Source organism: Marinomonas rhodophyticola, from assembly GCF_026113935.1.
GTDB lineage: Bacteria > Pseudomonadota > Gammaproteobacteria > Pseudomonadales > Marinomonadaceae > Marinomonas > Marinomonas rhodophyticola.
In genome coordinates this window covers 624,289-643,146 of record NZ_JAPEUL010000004.1, presented here as the reverse complement: position 1 = coordinate 643,146, position 18,858 = coordinate 624,289, and the positions used below count along the sequence as shown (strand labels likewise).

The following is an 18,858-nucleotide window of genomic DNA, read 5'->3' as shown; positions in this document are numbered from 1 at the left end:
CCTAACCAATACAGTATTAAATTACACAATAACAGAGGAAACCAACCAAATGTTATAAGCCACAAACGCCAGCAGCAGACCCGCACCTTCAAATCGATTGATACGACCCGCCCGGCGGAAACCATATGCCATAACCAGCAACATCACCGTCATTCCCATCATCACCAGCCAATCCCGAGACAACACCTCGGCAGACAAATTTGTCATCGGCGAAATACTCCCCGCAATCCCTATGACGGCAAGTATGTTAAACATATTCGATCCCACCACGTTACCAATGGCAATATCATGCTCGCCCTTTCTAACCGCAATAATAGACGCCGCCAATTCTGGTAACGAGGTTCCCAATGCCACAATGGTCAAGCCGATAATCAAATCGCTCACCCCAAACGCTTGGGCAATATTCACCGCTCCCCACACCAATACTCGAGAACTGATGATCAACACAACAAGACCAAATACCAACCAAAAAATGGCTCTGGATTTAGACATAGTATGAGTCACCAGCTCTTGTTCCATTTCGTCTTCGAGTGCATCGCCTTTGCCTTTCATCGCAGAGTAAATACTCCAGCCAACCAAAGCAAAAAAACCAACCAACAAAAGCGCAGACTCAAAACGTGTCAACGACCCATTCCAAATCAAATAACCAAATACCAAACCAATTAACAACAACAACGGAAGTTCTTTTCGAACAATATTAGATTGCACCATAATCGGCGCAATCAGGGCCGTCACACCCAGAATAAGCCCTGTATTGACAATATTCGAACCCAGCGCATTACCTAAAGCAAGATCAGGATTTCCATCCATCGCCGCCATGGCAGACACCACCATTTCAGGTGCCGAGGTCCCAAAACCAACAATCACCATACCAATCAGTAAAGAAGGCATACCGGCGTATTTTGCCGTAACCGCCGCCCCTTCCACAAAACGATCGGCACTCCATACCAATAGAACAAAACCGACTAATAAAGCCAGAATAGCAAGCGTCATAACCTTACCTCAGATTTGAAAAAAGAAACGATGCAAAATATCGAGGGTTTAGACCGAACCGATCCAAACAAGATGAAATGAGAATAACAGAGGCGTGTCGCTTTATAAAAAGCCACAGCACAAACATTGACATTATTCATTCCCAACTCCTCCTACGAAGGACAGAGCAAGGCAAACAGTTAAATTAAACACACGAGCGCCCTCGGGGTGGAAGAGACAAAAGGCAAACATTGTTCTCCACCCCGAAAACAACACTTGCCTTAGGTCTTGTCAATCCAAACAAACAGGATATAACCGCCACGAACGACTGTTCGGAGACTGTTGACGATTATCTCAGACAACGCTGAGAGACTACTCCCCTAAGGTTTTAGGAATCATATTCCTATTTATCTCGCTTAACAATACGCGTTTCGTACACAAGCCTGTCTTAAATACAATTGAAACGAAGGGTGTCACCCAGTATAAAAACCCCGTAAAATGCTGCCCCTTGGTACGTATGTACTGTGAAGTGACGTGTGTGCTGTTAAGTGAAATGACATCAATCAATGAGGCTGTAAAATGACCGAACAAGTTCAAGTAATCGCAACGCACAATGGAAACTTTCATGCTGACGACGTATTCGCAATCGCCGCACTGAAAAGCATTTTCCCATCGGTCGAATTGATCCGCACACGTGACTTAGACACCATCGCCAAAGCCGACATTGTGGTTGACGTAGGCGGTATTTACGACGCTGAGCAAGGCCGTTTTGACCACCACCAAAAAGGCGGTGCTGGAGCGCGTGAAAACGGCATTCCTTTTTCGTCCTTCGGTTTGATCTGGCAAAAATACGGCCTAGCGATCTGCGCAGGGGACAAAGAAGTGGCAGACGCGCTGGACAAGAACCTCGTCTCTGTTATCGATGCCATTGATTGCGGACATGTGGAAGGCGTACAAACCGGCGTTAGCCTGAGTCAAACCATCTCTATGTTTAACCCAACATGGCAAGAAGAAAGCGATTTCGATACCTGCTTTGATGAAGCCGTTGCCTTTGCCTCACGCATCTTAGCGCGATTCATCGCCGCAGCCAGCGGTGGTGTAAATGCCAAAGCCATCGTCGCCCAAGCCATCGAAAAAGCCCAAGACCCAAGAGTCATTGTGTTAGAACAGTACACGCCATGGAAAACCACGGTACTCAGATTATCGCAAGACGCCTTGTTCATGGTGTACCCCTCTCAAACAGGCGAATGGCGCATACAAACTGTTCCCGTCGAGCTTGGCTCCTTTGAAGACCGCAAAAAACTGCCTGCGCCATGGGCTGGACTGTCAGATAAAGAACTGCAAGAGGTAACAGGATTAGATGATGCCATGTTCTGCCATAACGGCCTGTTTATCGCTGGCTGTAAGTCTTTTGAAAACACCATGAAAATGGCTGAAATGGCACTGGCGTATTAAGCCATTAACGTCATACGGGGGTTGGAATTTCTCAGCCAGCCCCCAGTTCCTGTGTTAACCATTCATTAACACAAGGGAGTACAAATATGAGTCGTCATTTTGAACAAGCTGAAGGCCTGTGCGAAGAAAAAGACCCAGCAACAAACGGGTTTGTGTTCAACCAAACCATGTTACGCATTGCTGACCCTGTGCGCGCTCTCGATTTTTATACCCGAGTCATGGGTATGACGCTATTAAAGAAACTCGACTTTCCTGAGATGAAATTCAGTTTGTATTTTCTGACTCACGGTGAAGACTTTTCTGATATTAGTGCTGATGATGCAGAGCGAACAGCACAAACCTTTGGCCGCCCTGCTATGTTAGAACTGACCCATAACTGGGGCGATACCCCAGAGAATACGCAATACCACAACGGTAACAGTGATCCCCGTGGGTTTGGGCACATTGGTTTTCACGTGCCCGATCTAGAAGGCGCTTGCCAGCGTTTTGAGGAACTTGGTGTACCATTCCAGAAAAAACTCAGTGATGGCAAGATGAACAACATTGCCTTCATCAAAGACCCAGACGGTTATTGGATTGAAATATTCAATGCAAGCCGCATGGCAGGTTAAGTAACATTAAGCAAAAGGCCCCTTTGAAACATGACAAAGGGGCCTTTTTTCTGAAATATACTTTACTGCTAACCCTTGTTAACACCACCTTTGTTGGTTCTGGCATTTCTCTTCTGCTTCTTACGTTTGTTTTTCTCAGTGACGATTTTGATGGCTTCATCTTTGGTTAAATGAGGATGCTTAGCGATCAATTCTTCCACTTTGGTATCAAATGCGGTCATTTATAAATCTCATGTAGTAAAGTACGAACAAGGTTTGTATTTTAGCTCAGGAAGCGTATAGAAGATAACAATTCTTAGCAGTGACTGATGTGTGTTTTTTGAATCTAGGTAAAAAATGAATATTGTCTTTCTTGGAACCTCGGCAGGCGTTCCCACCAAAACACGCAATGTAACAGGAATCGCGGTGCGCGAAGAAAGAGGCAACGGCTGGTACCTTGTCGATTGTGGCGAGGGCACGCAACATCAGATACTTCATACCAATTTATCGATCAATGCCTTACAAGCCATCTTCATCACTCACATTCATGGCGATCACTGTTATGGCTTGCCAGGCATATTGGCAAGCGCCGCCATGAATGGCCGCAAGGCGCCATTGAAAATTATGGCACCAAGTGGTGTAAGAGAATGGGTGGAAGCGACTCAGCAACATACACAATTGTATCTGCCCTATGACATTGAGTTTGTCTGTACTGATGAGCTACCGTCTGTCGAGTTCAGGAAGATTCGTGTGGAAACGGTCGCCCTATCTCACAGAGTCCCTTCTTATGCCTATTGTTTTACCGAAAAAGACATCAACCCGTGCTTGGATGTGGAAAAACTGGAACGGCACAACATCCCCAGAGGCCCACATTGGGGGCAGCTACAAAAGGGGCAAGATGTTAAATTAAACGGCAAATTAATCCATTGTGAAGACTATTTGCTCTACGATCAAAACCCGCAAAAAATCATAGTGGCAGGTGACAATGACCAGCCAGAGCTATTGGCTCAAATAAGCCATGGAGCCAGTGTACTGGTTCATGAAGCCACCTACACCAAAGACCTCGTTGAGAAGTCAGGCAACAGCTACGGTCACAGTTACGCGGGGCTTGTGGCGACCTTTGCCGAGCAAGCCAGCATCCCCAACCTAGTGTTAACGCACTTTAGTCCTCGCTACCAAGCTAACCCGAACCTGTCCCCTTCCATCGCCGACATTTATCAAGAAGCCAAAGCCCATTATTCGGGCAACCTGTTTCTCGCCAACGACCTTGATGAATATCAGCTAAACAAAAGCAATGAATTAAAAAAGCTTTAAAGAGGATTTACAGACTTGGGCTTTAAATCCCCACACGCTTTTCAACCCAGCCACGGCGGTGTTCAAAGCTTTCGCCAGAAATTGGATCCTCTCCACACAAAAACGCCCTACGAACACAAAGCACTCTCTACAAAGGAATCTACAAAGGAAAATACAGTGATAGTAAGACGTATCGTGGTAACTGACTTGCTGACGTCTGGCTCTTGGCCTAACAAACCTCTCTTCCACGAGAAATGTGCTAGCTAAATAAACGGTATAGAGAGGAATCGTGGTGTGTGTGGAGGTCTTGTTAGTTGTTTACGGAGACAAACATCCGTCTTGAAATCTAGTTAGATTGCTTCGTTAGGAAGCTTCGCTATAATGCTGACCATCTTCAATTTGATGTCGATTTTCCCAGAGCAGAAATGAAACAATTGTTGTTCAGTTTATTCTTCACTTTGAGTCTTTTTACCCTAGCACACGCTGAAGACGAAACGCGTTCCAGTGCGGATCTACGTCAAATCCGCACGGGATATTCTCCCATTCAGCTTAATGCCGTTGGACGTCTTATTGTCACCTTTAAAAACGGCAAAGATTTTACCTGTACCGCAAGTTTATCGGATACCATTCCTGGGCGCGCATCAAGATTATTAACGACTAATCGCCATTGTATTTTTCATCAAACCTCTGGTGAACAGGCAGTAAAGCTAGTGTGGAAAAATCTCCTTGTGGATGGCTCAAGGTTGGAATATCCCGCCTCATTAGTGTATGAGAACAGTGACTACGACACAGCCTTGCTGTCTATTCCCAAAAAGATTCCCTTTAGTCGAATAAAGCCGCTGTTACTCGAAACAGAATTAACACTCGACCCAAATGAGATGATTCTGTATTCGCAAAAAGTCTACGCCGCTGGCTACTCTTCTGATGCAGATTTAGGCTACAACGGAAAAACCTTAACCTATTCAGATATTTCAACCCGCCAATGGTTTAAAAGAGGTGCCCATAACAGCGTTGTTGTTGAAACTTTTACTTTTGGTGGTGCCAGTGGCGGGCCATTATTCTCGATTAGCGATCTCTCTGAAGAAGACATCGAAAATCCCTTCGACCAAGCCTATTTATTAGGCACGCTACATGGGGGGACAAACGTTGCAACCGATGTATTTATCAGTAAGAATGGCGTCTATGGGAGTAACTCTTCGCTGTATACCAATTATTCGAACTTTTTCATTAACGACGGTTTTATTATGTTCGACAAATATAACGCTCCTTAGGTTATCTAAGCCTCCCCCACTCTAGCCTAGAAAAAGCTCTAGGCCCTAATGGGTATAGCTACATGCCACTAAGGCTTTCGTCAGGCGATTCCACCAACGCCATAGCATAATCAGGCAATGACTCACCTCGCATGAATTGCTGAGTAAACACGGTGCCTTTACGTAACTTCTGCCACCTTTGCAAAACCTCTAATGTAGACCACTTCGCGCTTTTCTGCATGGATATGCAACACCACATGCAGATGGTTACTCATTACCGCATAGGCACAAACATCGATAGCAAAGACACTGGCTAAAAATAACAAACGCTTTTCAGCCCAGCCACGGCGGTGTTCAAAGCTTTCGCCAGAAATTGGATCCTCTCCATACAAAAACGCCCTACGAACACAAAGCACTCTCTTCAAAGGAATCTCCAAAGGAATCTACAAAGAAAAATACAGTGATAGTAAGGCGTATCGTGGTAACTGACTTCTGGCTCTTAACATGACAACCCCCTCTTCCATGAGAAATGTGCTAGTTAAATAAACGGTCTAAAGAGGAATCGTCGGGGTTATGTGGGTGTCTTGTTGATTTCTTCCCTAATTATCCACGGAGAGATGTAAAAATCACAGCATAGTAAGGTGGCTTTGGTGTATTTGCAATCAGGGACTTTTTTACTCCTTAGGCATTTGACATCTTAATAAAAATCGCATACTACTCATCCAACCGAAATGCAAAATTAGTTACCTCCCCTAATATCCCCAGTACTAGCAGGCCAGTATATTCAATCATACCGCCTATTAAAAAGTAATTAGAACCATGGTTTTTTCAAACTCTGACTTTTAAATAAGTCACAAATCAGTCTGCGGAGTTCAAGTGTATTTTTTCCTATAGTGTCACTCCGAAATATCATTTCGATCTGCATATTAAAATATCTACCTGGCAATTCGTTAATTCTTATTTTATCACTATAAATTTTACTCAAGGCGCTTCTGAGAACTAACGAAATACCTTTACCCGCTGCGACCTGAGAAAATAATATAGGATATGAGCCACACTCAACTATTTTTTTAGGGCATACACCTTTATCACGTATTAAATGGTTAATGTTTTTTCTAGATGCTGCTTTCTCACTACTTAATAAAAAAACTTGATCTTGCAAATCATAAAAACTAGTTATTGGAGATAGAGAAATTGAATTTACAACAACTAATTTATCTTGAAATACAGGCGTTCTTATAAAATTGGATGAAGCGAACCCAGCACCAATAATTATGATGTCAAAATCCCCCTTTTCAAAAAAGTCTAGAAGATTATGTGAACTTCCGATAGAAACACTAATATTTAAATTGCCGTTGTAATTAAGATCCAATATATTATCAACGATATAAGAAGGAAGACATTCAACGACACCCACCCGTATTCTTTCATTATCGTAGTTACAGCGCTCTATTTTTTCCTGACATTCGCGCATAGCATCAACAATCTTAACTGCATATTCGTAAACCATTACCCCCTGTAAAGTAGGTTTCACACCATCAGCCTGCCGCTCAAGTAAAGTTGTATTTAACTTCCTTTCAAGATTTTGTATACGCTGCGAAATGCTAGACTGAACTCGATTTAACCGAAGTGCGGCTTGAGTGAGGCTTCCTGATTGTACTGCGGCAATAAAAGCCTTCAATTCATTTATATTCATAAACAACCCTCACGGTCTTTCCTTGACATAGGTATCGATTTTTCCGATTTGCTTATCGATATTACTCGCTAGTGCCGCTTTACGTAAAGACATATATTCCAAGTACAGACTACGACCCACCGCGATCATTACCTTTAGATTGGAAGCTTATTTCAACCTAAAAGCAATAAAAGCAGTCTTTTATCAGACTAAATCATATTATCAATATAGTAGTCAGTGTTTCTGAAAAGTTACCAGAATATGAAAAAGGTCGATCATTTTATAGAAGGAAGTACTTATGGATTTAGATAAATTCGACAATGTAATGAAAACACTTGTTGACTATGCTTTTGATGAAACAACGTTTGATGATTACAAACGCTTCTATACGTTAACTGTCCTTTGCTTTTTACGAAGCATTCGGATCAATGGTGACTTAAAAGAATGGAAGGCACCACAATCCCCTAGAACAGCCACACCTTCAGAAATATTATTTTTGGGCCTTCATTATTACCTAGAAAGCCTTCCTGCCAACACACATCAATAGTTATACGTTCATAGACCACTCTATTCTTCGTAAAACTACTATGTAGGGCCTCCACTATCATTAGGGAGGCCTTTACCTACAACGACTAAAGGATATAAGAAATGTCGTCCGCAGAAAAAGCACAAGGTTACCCCACTCCACAAAGATATTACGCAGCAGCAGCTATATTAATAGGCGTTGTCATGGCTGCATTGGATAGCTCTATTGTTAACATCGCATTACCAAATATTGCCGACTCACTAGAGATAAATGCTGCGACTGTAATATGGGTTGCAAATGGCTATCAAACAGCAAGTGCAGCAACCATGCTTATTTGTGCATCTCTAGGTTCCCGAATTGGTGAGCGGCGCTTCTATAAAATTGGCATAATATTTTTCACATTGTCATCAATCGGATGTGCACTCTCGCCAACATTTTCAATTCTTTTAACAATGAGAATTATTCAAGGTATAAGCTATGCCGTGATGATAAGTGTAGGCCTTAGCTTATATAGGGTAATTTTCCCTCCCAAATCCCTAGGTTCAATTTTTGGCCTCAATGCCTTGGCTTTCGCAATTGGAACTGCTACAGGTCCGGTCTTTGGCGGATTAATAATGTCTTATCTATCTTGGCCATGGTTATTCTATATAAATATTCCTCTAGGAGGGATTGCCATTTATTTCGCTATCATGGCACTTGGAAAAGACACTTCGACCAAAAGCGGATTTGACTTTATAGGCGCTATGACATCTGCTCTCGCTTTCGGATTACTCACAATTTCAGTAGATCAAATAGGAAGATGGAATGACATACTTGTATGTTTTTTAATCTCACTTTCGGCAGCGTTAATAGTGTTTTTCGTTTCATGGCAAAAGCGAGCAAAATACCCACTTATGCCGCTTGATATATTTCATTCTAAAAGATATTCATTTGCTGTTCTATCGTCTATTCTGATGTTTATAGCACAAGGCATCGGGTTAATATCCATCCCTTTCGTATTACAATACACCTATTCATATAGTGTACTAGAGTCAGCACTTATTTTTACACCCTGGCCAGTTGCAGTAGCAATTTGCGCGCCTTTATCTGGAAAACTCTCAAACAAAATAAACGCAACTCAAATCTCAACTATGGGGATAATAATATTTTGCGTTGGGCTGGGATCTTTAGCTCTGATTCCTAATAATACTTCCTATCTCGATTTTATATGGCGCGTAGCTATTTGCGGTATTGGATATGGTCTATTCCTCCCACCAAATAACAAAGAAATGTTCTCAAATGTCGAAGAAAAATATACAGTAACTGCATCAGGTATTCTATCGACGGCTCGTACTGCTGGCCAATCATTAGGTGCTGCACTAGTCGCAGTTATAATTGTAGTTCTATCAAAATTTTCTGGAAACTTCGGCGATTATTTCTCTGACTATGCTTTTGGTTTAGCATGCCTAATCGCAGGGGGAGCTTCCATAGCAAGCCTTTTTCGTATCAGCAAATAAAAAAGTAAATTAGAAAGCATCATATGAATTTAGGGTCAAATGAATTTAAGATGAATTTAGGGTCAGATGAAAATAACGTTCTTATCCCTACTGTTTTACCGAAAAAGACATCAATTCTCGCTTGGATTTGGAAAAACTGGAGCGGCATAACACCCCCAGAGACCCACATTCGCTATTTTTCATCTGACCCTGAGGTATCCCCAAAAATTTGATATAAATAACAATTAGTTAACGAAATAAGGGAACGTTCATGGCCCTTGGTGATCAATAATTTCGCCAAAAACAACCAAACACGAGAGCCATGAACGCGACCACTATTCTGAACAAAATCCTTCCGATTGTCAGCCCAAACATGCATAAAACTCGCCGCAAGGCGTTATCGGCTTGTGTACTCAGCTTAGCGCAAGGCAATCTTTGCACCGTGACGAGTATCGGTCGAGGCATCCAATCAAAAGCGTATGAAAAGCACTGCATTAAACGATCAGACCGATTGCTCTCCAATCCGAATTTACGCCGCGAAGCATTATCGATTTACGCTTATATATGCCGACTCTTTGTAATTCAAACGCGTCCAATCATTAGCGTGGATTGGTCTGATTTAGATGCTCGTGGACAACACTTTCTAATTCGTGCCAGTATGGCTTTTGAGGGGCGATCCATTACGCTTTATGAAGAAGTGCATGACAAGCTCACAAAAGAAAAGCCTAAAACACATAGACAATTTTTAAGCGTTTTAAAAGCACTGCTTCCAAGTAAAGCAAAGCCCATCATTGTAACGGATGCTGGATTTAAGACACCTTGGTTAGATGAAGTTGTGAAACAGGGCTGGGATTATGTCGGACGAGTCAGAAGGCCGCGTAAGTACCATGATGACTCGCTTCAAGCCTGGCGTTGCATATCCACTTTGTTCTCTAGTGCTAATCAAAAACCTAAGCATCTAGAGCTTAAACATCGTCAATCTAGCCCAATCACTAATCAGTTTGTCCTTTACAAGAATCCACCTAAAGGGCGTCACTCCATCAATCAAAAAGGTAAAAGACGTGCTTCTTTATCTTCGCTTACCGCAGCCAGAGGAGCAAAAGAGCCTTGGTTATTAGTGTCTTCTTTTCCTGTGAACCGTCTTTTTGCGAAGCGTTGCGTCAGAGCATATGAAACGAGAATGCAAATTGAAGAAGGGTTTCGCGATATAAAAAGCAGCCGATTCGGACTAGGATTTGAGTTGAATTTTACATCAAAGATAGAGCGGCTGAGCAACTTAATCCTGCTTACAACTGTCACTGCGCTTCTGCTTGTTTTAATCGGTAAAGTCATAGAACTGGCAGGCTATGCAAAACGCTTTCAGGTGAACACTCTACGTAAGCGAAGAGTTCTGTCACACTTTTACCTTGGGAAACGAGCCATTATGACCCGTTTCCAGATACCAAAAAAGGAATGGCAGGACGGCATAAGGCAACTCGTTCAGCAGCTCGAACAAGGAAGCTATTTATGAGTAAATTCATGGGGATACCTCAGACTCTGACCCCAGTTATTAAATCACCTAGGGACATAAGTGAGGGGCAAGCGTTATCTACGTTTACTTAGGGTAGCGCTTGTAAAATTGAATATTGGAGTGAGTATGGAGTAGATTTTATTTACTTTACCCCTAATTACTTCTGTTTATATTTTAGTCTTTGCCTAAGAAAAGCTACCCCCCAATTGAACATACCACATATAAGTAAAAAATATTTATACCCTTCTTTATCAGGAAAAAAATTTATAATTTTATTAACTGATGACGGCAAAAAATAAAATTCAACATCAAAAAAATTCCAATAGAAGAAATAACTATCACATTCAAAATAACTATTATTGTTTCCTTTCTTCCTTCAATACACAAAGAATAAAAATAAAAATACAACTTAGCTATAAAATGGCAGATGTAAAAATGTAAGAAAAGTAGTACGCCTATTAACGCCATCATTTTTCTTTATCCTTTTCTTTAATCTTATTGGAGACACTATCTGTTCCACCAACTATAATACCTTGCAATACAGAAGAAGCGGTTGTGCCAACATTACTCAAAGGTAATGGTTTCCCAATAGGAGATTTAAGAATATCTGCAGGCTTCACGTAGATTTGACTTCCAATGGCATTTCCAAATTTCTGTCCACCTACATTAGCAAGGCCTGAAAAAATAGCAACATAAGGATCGATCTCAAAAAGATTTGAGCCATAATCTTTCAGCTTATTACTAGTAACTTGACCTGCGACATTAGAACCGATACCTAGTAGAAATGTATTGACTACCGTAGGCTCACTTATAAAAAAAGACTTGTAAGCGCACCTGAATTTAGGGTCAGATGAAAATAACGCTATTTTTTAACCCTTATTTTTCATCTGACCCTAATAACCCTTTATTTTTTAACCCTTATTTTTCATCTGACCCTAATAACCCTTATTTTTCATCTGACCCTAATAACCCTTATTTTTTAACCCTTATTTTTCATCTGACCCTAATAACCCTAATAATAACCCTAATAACCCTAATATCTACGCTTTGTCAACCTAAACACTATTTTTATCTGGCCTAATATCTAAGAAATAGCTATCCATCACTTCTTATGTCTCATCAATCATTAACGCAGGCCAAAAAGCAGGATTAATGAGATACTGAATATCTCCTTTCTTCTTTATTATTCCTTCCATTAATTTCATGCTGTAATTGAAATCATAAATATACTTAGTTTCATCATTAATTTTCAAACCAAGAAAACCATACCAAAGTAGAAGTTCAAATATCTTTTCATAGAATTGGCTATCAACACCAAATTCTTCTAAAACTAATTTTATTTCATCTTTTTTAACAGTAGCCTTACTTCCAATGAAGGCATAAAGAACATCGTCAATATCATTCTCAACATCATGTATTTCATAACCAATATCAGTCAAAAGATCTGTAGAGTATGCTGCTAGTCCTTTTTCAATATCTTCATCAAAAATACGATCATGATTAAGGTTAATAGCAAAGCTCTTGCATTGACTAATCAAATTTAAAAGAAATCGAGGCCTCATTAAAGATCTTTCAATAAGATATTGAGAGCTTTCCTCCCCAGAATAATGGCTGACACATATTTTCGGCCATAATGAATTAAATGAGTCATCTCCATTAACATTATTAAAAACTATTCTTAAGCGCACTAGTTCTCTTAACAAATCAGGATCAGTCCAATCAAGAAGAACACTAGCCTCTTTTCCTCGATCTGAAGTTTCCTTAACAAGTAACTCATAAACATCATTTCTTAAAAATAATATTGTATTTACAACAACACTTGATTTCGCGAACTGACGCTCAATTTTTTTTGTTGCATCTATTAATGCTCTAATTATTAATAGGTCTTCATGCTCAAGACCTGAAGTCGGCCACCCTTTATCAATGTTGTCAAAAAGAAGCCAACAGACCTCCTTTTGCCTCATATATTCGATTACCTGCTTAGATAGATCTCTAACATCGTGACAATAGAGCATTTCGGTTAAACTAGATGCGTTTAATCGAACATTAGTCTTATCGCCATGCTTTGATCTATATTCTGATGATATTTTTTCCATTAGGGGCTCATCCTCTCGGAAAAGTCACCTTCGGTTTCATAGCCCTCAGCGTGATATAAATCAGCTAGGGCACGGTACGGTTCATACAAAGTATGATCATGTTTATGCTGTTCTCGGTCTTTTTCTAATATTTTGTAGCATATTTCTAAAAGTAATACATATTCCCAAAATGCCATAATTGTATGCTGAAATGTACCTTCTTCAAGAAAAGACAAAATCAGCTCTTTAAATTTAATTAGTTTGTATCCATCAGGCTTAAGGTCTAAAACAATATTCCCTTTCTTATTTCTTTCTCTATCTCTTACTTGTAAAAATATTGCCGACTTACCGGAACCTTTTCGCCCTACAACTATATTTGCTTCACCTCTCAAGGACTTTAGAAACTGATCGGTTTTTAAGTAATAGCTTTCTAGAGTGCGCATCTCGTTTTCTGCTGAAGTCGATCCCAAGTCAATAGATTGAAGAAAAGTATCTTCATTAGGCGTGATAACACTCGTATCTTGCTGAAATGCTTCAGCCACTTCTCCTGCAAAACTGGCGATATACTCATTTATGTCGTCCGGATGATATGACATACGAACAAAATCACGATAATCCAGAGGTACTGGATCATCCTCATGCTGAAGAATACAAAGTGCTTTAGACATTCCATCAGCTAATCCAGCAATGAACGCTCCTCTCATATTGTGAACTTCATAGCCAACGGTTGCACTAGATAAAAGTGGAACAACTATGCCATGAGATTGAGCAACTTGATTGATAGCATCATTGGCAGACAACCTTGGCTGTTCATTCGGGTCAAAAGACCTAAACAAATAGCGTGCCTTCTTAATCCGCGAGACTATACGTGTCGCCCAATCCGTCTTGTGCATGCCTTCCAGTAGATATACTGGTGACTTAATATTAATTTTGCTGGGAATACTTAGCGGATCAGCCGGAACGGCTGTAGTAAGAAAACCACTCAATTCTAAAGAGTTCTGATATTCTTTATATCCAAGAGTGTCAAAAATCCCTACTTCTCTAATTGAGGGACTTCCTTCCTGTATGCTCCTATTTTTTGTCAAAAGCACACGCTTTCCTTTACCTATTGCATAACCTATTTCATAAGTGACATTAAAATTCAACACAGAAATATCTGCTACAAGAAAACTGCAAGAGTCAATACCCTCTAAAACTTTCTCTGATATAAAATGACCTGGTATATCTAACGATATCCATGTTTTTATTTCTGAAAGAGAGCTATTAACAGCCTGCTCAATCGTTTGTCCAATTTCAGTTGGAGATGAAGCGTACGCATAAAACCCTGATTTACTTTTTCCACAAACGACTCCCTTATAAAATTATTATTCGTGAGGCATGGTAGACATAACACCCTCGCCCATCCTTTTACAGGTAAAATAGAAATCTCAAAAAGGAGGCTTCACTGCCATATACTCGACTTGTTAATAAAGTTTTTTAGTTTTTATCCCTGATGAATTCAGCTATCTTGTCATCACTTTTTTTTACTAAGCAAAACTTGGTGTACCACTCTTTTAAATTTAGATCGTTTGAGCCTGATATTTTTGACCTCGTGCCAATATCGGCCAAGCAACGCTTACTAAATCTTTCATGACGATAAACTGACAATACAATGAAAAAAACAGAAAAACCATAAGACCTTTAGGGGATTGTGGAAATTAGAGAGTTGGAACCCCACCTTCCGTCTTCCCCTTGAAGAAAGGGGAAGAGGCTTGGCAGCTGTATTCAATGAGTTATGCGTGTACGAACAATGGCAGATCACGCTTCGCTCATCGTGCCCTACATTTTGGGGTATTTATATTCAGCAGCAAGGAGCAAAGCGAACGCCAAGAGCGAGGTCAAACGACAATTAATACAAGTAATGTCGAGCGGTGGCATTTGTTTTTTTACATGCCAAATCACTAAAGTCTGCCTCACTTTCAAGGCTTGCTAACTACAAGTATCGCCCTTCTAGGTGTTTTCTAAAATGTGCGGCATTCAGCGTCTCGCCTGTGGCGCGTTTGACGAGTTCATCTGTGGTGTGGAGTGAGGCTTGTGTCCAGATGTTGTCGCTTAGCCATTGGAAGATGGGGCTTAGGTCGCCGCTTTGGATAGCTGCCTCGAAGTCGAGGTTTTGTATCATGGTGGCTTTGTATTGGGCGGCGTACATGGCGCCAAGTGTGTAGCTTGGGAAGTAGCCAAATGCGCCATCTGTCCAATGGATGTCTTGCATGCAGCCGTTTTTGTAGTTGTCTTTGGTGGAGATGCCAAGAGACGCTTTCATTTTCTCATCCCACAGCGCTGGTACGTCGGTGTGTTCTATGACGCCGTTGATGAGGTCGCGTTCGATTTCGTAACGCAGGATAACGTGCGCTGGGTAGGTTAGTTCGTCGGCATCCACACGAATAAAGCCTTTTTCTACTTGGGTGTAGATTTTGTAGAGGTTGTCTTCGGCAAACACGGGGTCGTTGTGGGCGTTAAAAGCGTCTGCAGATAAGCGTGATAAGTGAGAGATAAAGGGTTTGCTGCGCCCTATTTGCATTTCAAAAAACAAGGACTGGGATTCATGAATCCCCATGGAACGCGCTTCACCGACTGGTAATCCGGCAAAGGCTTTTGGCAAGCCTTGTTCGTAGCGGGCGTGGCCGGTTTCATGAACGATGCCCATTAAGGCTTGTACAAAGTCTTGCTCGTTGTAGCGTGTGGTAATGCGCACGTCGGTTGGTACGCCGCCACAAAATGGGTGAACACTTTGGTCGAGGCGGCCACGGTCAAAGTCGAATTTCAGTAGTTTCATGACTTCTAAGCCAAGGGCTTTTTGCGTCGCGGTGGAGAAAGTTCCAGACGGTAAAATGATGGATTCAGACTTCTGCTTTTCCAAAACGTTTTCAATCAGTTCTGGCAACCAAGTTTTTACATCGGTAAATAAAGTATTTAGCGACGCGGTGGTGGTGCCTGGTTCGTATTTGTCGAGCATGGCGTCATACGGTGTAAGGCCAAGTGCTGCACCGCGAATTTTTGCTTCTTCACGAGATAAGGCGACCACTTCTTTCCAGTTCTTTTCGAAGCCTGTCCAATCGTTCTCTTGGCGCTGAGTACGCCACGCATGTTCGCATTTGGAACCGGCGATGGATTGCGCTTGTACTAGGTCTTCTGGAACGATGGTCGCTTGCTGCCATTGGCGTTTCATTTCCCGTAGGCTGGCTTGTTGTTCTGTGCTTAAGGATTCTTGCTCGGCATTACCAAACCATTCTTCTAGCTGTGGTTGCGTCGATAAACGGTGAATGTGGACCGATAGTTCCGCCATGGCATTGGAACGGGCTTCGCTACCACCCGATGGCATGTTCGCCGCCGCATCCCAGCCAAGCATGGCTTGAGCATGGTTAAAGTGACTGAGTGTTTGGTAGTGTGACGTTAACTTGTCGTAATGAGACATGGTCGTTTTATCCTTTGTAAGAGTTGTTCTGCTTGTCGGATCGATATAAATGAGTGATAGCAGGGCAAACATTGTCATCAGTTACATTTAGTCTAAATCGTTTTATACTTCTAGACATGAAATATTGCTAGGTGACCATGATGAAACTAAATGATTTAACAGCGAGCGAAAAAGTGACACTAGCTCAGCAGCTTTGGGACTCTGTCGCAAGTGATCAAGATGCCATAAAGCTCACTACAGCCCAAAAAAATGAATTAGACAATAGACTGGCACAATTCGAATCCGATCAAAATATCGGCTCAGATTGGAACACAATAAAATCTAAAATATTAGGCTCATAATGCTATATAAAGTAAGGATACGCCCAGAGGTCGAGGACGACCTGAAAGAAGCTTACTCATATTTCGAACATTGCAGAGCAGGACTTGGCACTGAATTTATGCTTTGTATTGAGGATACGTTGTTAAAAATTTCAACCCATCCAAAACAATACCCGATTACTCACAAGACACTTCATAGGGCTTTAATAAATAAATTTCCATACGGTATTTTCTATACTATTCAGCAAAATGTGGTTGTTATTTTTGCTGTCATGCATTGCGCTCGTGACCCCAAAAAATGGATGTTGAGAAGCTAAACTAAAGATTTAAACTCACAACTTATCAAAAAAAGCCGAGACATCTTTAAAAGAAAGGTCTCGGCTTTTTTGTATTTAATGTTGTTCTAACGCTTATTTATGACAACCACAGCCTTTATGTTCGTGGCTCAGTTCTTGCCAGTTTTTCAGTTTGCTGGTGCCGCCGATGCCGACATTGAAGCGGTTGGTCGGGTCGTTTTTCTGGTAGAACGCTCGCAGTGCGGGTTTGGCTAGGTATTCGTGCCCTACGTTGTGTTCCGCTGGGTATTCGGCACCGCGGGCGTCGTAGCTGGCGAGAATTTGGTTCTTCACGGCTTTGGCGTCGACGCCTTTTTTCATGATGTAGTTTTGGTGCATGACGTGGCAGAAGAAGTGTCCGTAGTACATTTTTACGGCGACTTTTTCTTCAATGTCTTGTGGCAATTCTTCAAACCAGTCGCGCTCATTACGTGGGAAGGCTACGTCGATGGTCATGATGGAACCTAGGTCTTTGCCATTCATGATGTGGTAGCGGGTCAAGGCGCCGCCGGTGACGAAGCGATGCAAGATGGCTTGGTCAGCTTCGCGTTTGGTACAAGCAAAGTAGCCACCTTCGTTGTCTTTGAAGAAGTTGTCGAGGTAGGCTTGTGCTTCGGCAACGCCTTCGTTGCTGGTTTCTACGATCCAATGATGTTCGTATTTTTCACGGTATTCTTCCATGCGTTTCGGCAGGTGATTCGGAAACAGCTGGCTGATGTATTGCATCACGCGGTCAGAAAATTTGTTGGGCATGAATTTGAATTTACCAGCCCATCTGTCGACGGTACGTTTCATGGCAAACATTTTTGGAATGTATTTGGTGCCCAGTTTGTCGATAACTAAAAAGCTGTCTTTGCCGTATTTTTTGCTGATGTCGTAGCTGCTGCTGTGCATGTACTCACCTGACACGGGCAAGTTTTTGAAGGTAGACAACATGTCGCGACGCATTTGTTCCATGACGGCTGGGTCGTTGGTGCCGATGTAGAAGACTTGGTACTTTTCAGGAATGGGGAAAGTGTCGATGCGTACCGCAAATACAGCAAGTTTACCCGCACAGCCTGATGCTTCGTACAAACGACGTGGGTCGTTGTTAAAGCGGGACGGTGTGTCTGCATCCACATCACGAATACGTTCGTGGTATTCGTTGTCAGACGCGCGTTTATCAGGGAAGTGAATGTCTTTTTCTTGGTAGTTTTTGTTTTGTAGGTTGTTCAGGATTTCTTCTGGGTCTGACCCTAAATCAATACCAAGGTTGTTGACCAAGCGCAGTTCGCCATCGCTGGTTACTTGGGCAAACAAGGACATTTCTGTGTAAGCTGGGCCACGTTGAACTAACGCGCCGCCAGAGTTGTTACATACACCCCCAACAATAGACGCACCAATACAGGAGGAGCCGATCACAGAGTGTGGTTCACGCCCGTAAGGTTTCAAGGTGTCTTCTAAGCCAAATAGAGTACTACCCGCAAAGCCGACAATTTGCTTGCCTTGATCCAATAGTTGAATGTCATCAATACGCATGGTGCTGATGATCACGATGGGACGGTCGTAGTCGTTGCCATTGGGTGTGGAGCCACCTGTCAAACCTGTGTTGGCCGCTTGCATGATGACAATCACATCCGCTTTTACGCAGGCTTGCAAACACTTCCAGATCTCAACCAAGCTACCAGACGCACCACAGCGTATGCTTTACCGCCACCTAGGCGAATACCTTGGCTGTAAGGTTTGGTTTTATCTTCGTCGGTGAGTGTGTATTGGCTGCCTACGATGGCTTTTAGCTCTGCGGCTAACTCTATAGTGGTTTCCGTGGTTGTCATATCAGCTACTTCATAACAGGTTTAGGGGAAAGTGGGCAGTATACTAAACGTAAAAATGACCAAAAAACACCCCAAAGCAATAGATAACCTGTTCTTAATAAGGAATGCTTATGA

19 protein-coding genes are annotated in these 18,858 nt (G+C 42.0%); 9 read left to right on the top strand and 10 right to left on the bottom strand.

Annotated features, from left to right (window positions below):
* Positions 1 to 21 precede the first annotated feature (21 nt).
* Positions 22 to 993 (bottom strand): calcium/sodium antiporter, encoded by a 972-nt coding sequence (locus ONZ52_RS03805; protein ID WP_265217368.1) that lies wholly within the window; start codon positions 991 to 993, stop codon positions 22 to 24.
* Between the two features lie 558 nt (positions 994 to 1,551).
* On the opposite strand from ONZ52_RS03805, the gene ONZ52_RS03800 reads away from it, so the two are divergent.
* Positions 1,552 to 2,427, top strand: a complete 876-nt coding sequence (locus tag ONZ52_RS03800) for an MYG1 family protein (RefSeq protein ID WP_265217367.1) — start codon at positions 1,552 to 1,554, stop codon at positions 2,425 to 2,427.
* An 86-nt stretch (positions 2,428 to 2,513) separates the two neighbouring features.
* Positions 2,514 to 3,038: a lactoylglutathione lyase gene (gene gloA, locus ONZ52_RS03795; RefSeq protein ID WP_265217365.1), complete on the top strand. Its 525-nt coding sequence runs from the start codon at positions 2,514 to 2,516 to the stop codon at positions 3,036 to 3,038.
* Between the two features lie 68 nt (positions 3,039 to 3,106).
* Here the strand turns inward: gloA and ONZ52_RS03790 are convergent, their stop codons facing one another.
* Positions 3,107 to 3,259: a hypothetical protein gene (locus tag ONZ52_RS03790; protein ID WP_265217362.1), complete on the bottom strand. Its 153-nt coding sequence runs from the start codon at positions 3,257 to 3,259 to the stop codon at positions 3,107 to 3,109.
* Between the two features lie 115 nt (positions 3,260 to 3,374).
* Here ONZ52_RS03790 and ONZ52_RS03785 point away from each other — a divergent pair, with 115 nt between their 5' ends.
* Positions 3,375 to 4,331, top strand: coding sequence for a ribonuclease Z (locus ONZ52_RS03785; RefSeq protein WP_265217361.1), 957 nt, complete (start codon positions 3,375 to 3,377; stop codon positions 4,329 to 4,331).
* 404 nt (positions 4,332 to 4,735) lie between these two features.
* Complete coding sequence (locus tag ONZ52_RS03780; RefSeq protein WP_265217359.1) at positions 4,736 to 5,581, top strand: S1 family peptidase; 846 nt, start codon at positions 4,736 to 4,738, stop codon at positions 5,579 to 5,581.
* A 158-nt stretch (positions 5,582 to 5,739) separates the two neighbouring features.
* On the opposite strand, the gene ONZ52_RS03775 is transcribed toward ONZ52_RS03780, so the two are convergent.
* Positions 5,740 to 5,985 (bottom strand): hypothetical protein, encoded by a 246-nt coding sequence (locus ONZ52_RS03775; RefSeq protein ID WP_265217358.1) that lies wholly within the window; start codon positions 5,983 to 5,985, stop codon positions 5,740 to 5,742.
* Between the two features lie 386 nt (positions 5,986 to 6,371).
* The gene (locus tag ONZ52_RS03770) at positions 6,372 to 7,256 is read right to left on the bottom strand and encodes a LysR family transcriptional regulator (RefSeq protein ID WP_265217356.1); all 885 of its coding nucleotides are present in this window, start codon (positions 7,254 to 7,256) and stop codon (positions 6,372 to 6,374) included.
* Between the two features lie 277 nt (positions 7,257 to 7,533).
* Between ONZ52_RS03770 and ONZ52_RS03765 the strand changes: the two genes are divergently transcribed.
* From ONZ52_RS03765 to ONZ52_RS03755, 3 genes are all read left to right on the top strand, one after another.
* Complete coding sequence (locus tag ONZ52_RS03765) at positions 7,534 to 7,782, top strand: hypothetical protein (protein ID WP_265217355.1); 249 nt, start codon at positions 7,534 to 7,536, stop codon at positions 7,780 to 7,782.
* Between the two features lie 101 nt (positions 7,783 to 7,883).
* Positions 7,884 to 9,257 carry an MFS transporter gene (locus ONZ52_RS03760; protein ID WP_265217354.1) on the top strand — a complete coding sequence of 458 codons (1,374 nt, stop codon included), beginning with the start codon at positions 7,884 to 7,886 and terminating at the stop codon, positions 9,255 to 9,257.
* Between the two features lie 301 nt (positions 9,258 to 9,558).
* Entirely contained in the window at positions 9,559 to 10,746 is a 1,188-nt protein-coding gene (locus tag ONZ52_RS03755; RefSeq protein WP_265217353.1) for an IS4 family transposase, read from the top strand.
* A 467-nt stretch (positions 10,747 to 11,213) separates the two neighbouring features.
* On the opposite strand, the gene ONZ52_RS03750 is transcribed toward ONZ52_RS03755, so the two are convergent.
* The 4 genes from ONZ52_RS03750 to ONZ52_RS03735 all read right to left on the bottom strand — a co-directional run bounded on the left by ONZ52_RS03750 (position 11,214) and on the right by ONZ52_RS03735 (position 16,275).
* The gene (locus tag ONZ52_RS03750; protein WP_265217352.1) at positions 11,214 to 11,366 is read right to left on the bottom strand and encodes a hypothetical protein; all 153 of its coding nucleotides are present in this window, start codon (positions 11,364 to 11,366) and stop codon (positions 11,214 to 11,216) included.
* Between the two features lie 489 nt (positions 11,367 to 11,855).
* The gene (locus ONZ52_RS03745) at positions 11,856 to 12,842 is read right to left on the bottom strand and encodes a P-loop ATPase, Sll1717 family (protein WP_265217349.1); all 987 of its coding nucleotides are present in this window, start codon (positions 12,840 to 12,842) and stop codon (positions 11,856 to 11,858) included.
* Entirely contained in the window at positions 12,842 to 13,969 is a 1,128-nt protein-coding gene (locus tag ONZ52_RS03740) for a P-loop ATPase, Sll1717 family (protein WP_265217348.1), read from the bottom strand. The genes ONZ52_RS03745 and ONZ52_RS03740 overlap by 1 nt, the downstream gene beginning before the upstream one ends.
* A gap of 824 nt (positions 13,970 to 14,793) precedes the next feature.
* On the bottom strand, positions 14,794 to 16,275 hold the full coding sequence (locus ONZ52_RS03735) for a carboxypeptidase M32 (RefSeq protein WP_265217346.1): 1,482 nt from the start codon (positions 16,273 to 16,275) through the stop codon (positions 14,794 to 14,796).
* Between the two features lie 137 nt (positions 16,276 to 16,412).
* Here ONZ52_RS03735 and ONZ52_RS03730 point away from each other — a divergent pair, with 137 nt between their 5' ends.
* Complete coding sequence (locus tag ONZ52_RS03730; RefSeq protein ID WP_265217345.1) at positions 16,413 to 16,616, top strand: addiction module protein; 204 nt, start codon at positions 16,413 to 16,415, stop codon at positions 16,614 to 16,616.
* On the top strand, positions 16,616 to 16,912 hold the full coding sequence (locus ONZ52_RS25235) for a type II toxin-antitoxin system RelE/ParE family toxin (protein ID WP_409419360.1): 297 nt from the start codon (positions 16,616 to 16,618) through the stop codon (positions 16,910 to 16,912). Before ONZ52_RS03730 ends, ONZ52_RS25235 begins: the two co-directional genes overlap by 1 nt.
* Before the next feature lie 93 nt (positions 16,913 to 17,005).
* On the opposite strand, the gene dld is transcribed toward ONZ52_RS25235, so the two are convergent.
* Complete coding sequence (dld, locus tag ONZ52_RS03725) at positions 17,006 to 18,568, bottom strand: D-lactate dehydrogenase (RefSeq protein ID WP_265217344.1); 1,563 nt, start codon at positions 18,566 to 18,568, stop codon at positions 17,006 to 17,008.
* Positions 18,553 to 18,744 carry a hypothetical protein gene (locus ONZ52_RS03720; protein WP_265217343.1) on the bottom strand — a complete coding sequence of 64 codons (192 nt, stop codon included), beginning with the start codon at positions 18,742 to 18,744 and terminating at the stop codon, positions 18,553 to 18,555. Before ONZ52_RS03720 ends, dld begins: the two co-directional genes overlap by 16 nt.
* Between the last annotated feature and the right edge of the window lie 114 nt (positions 18,745 to 18,858).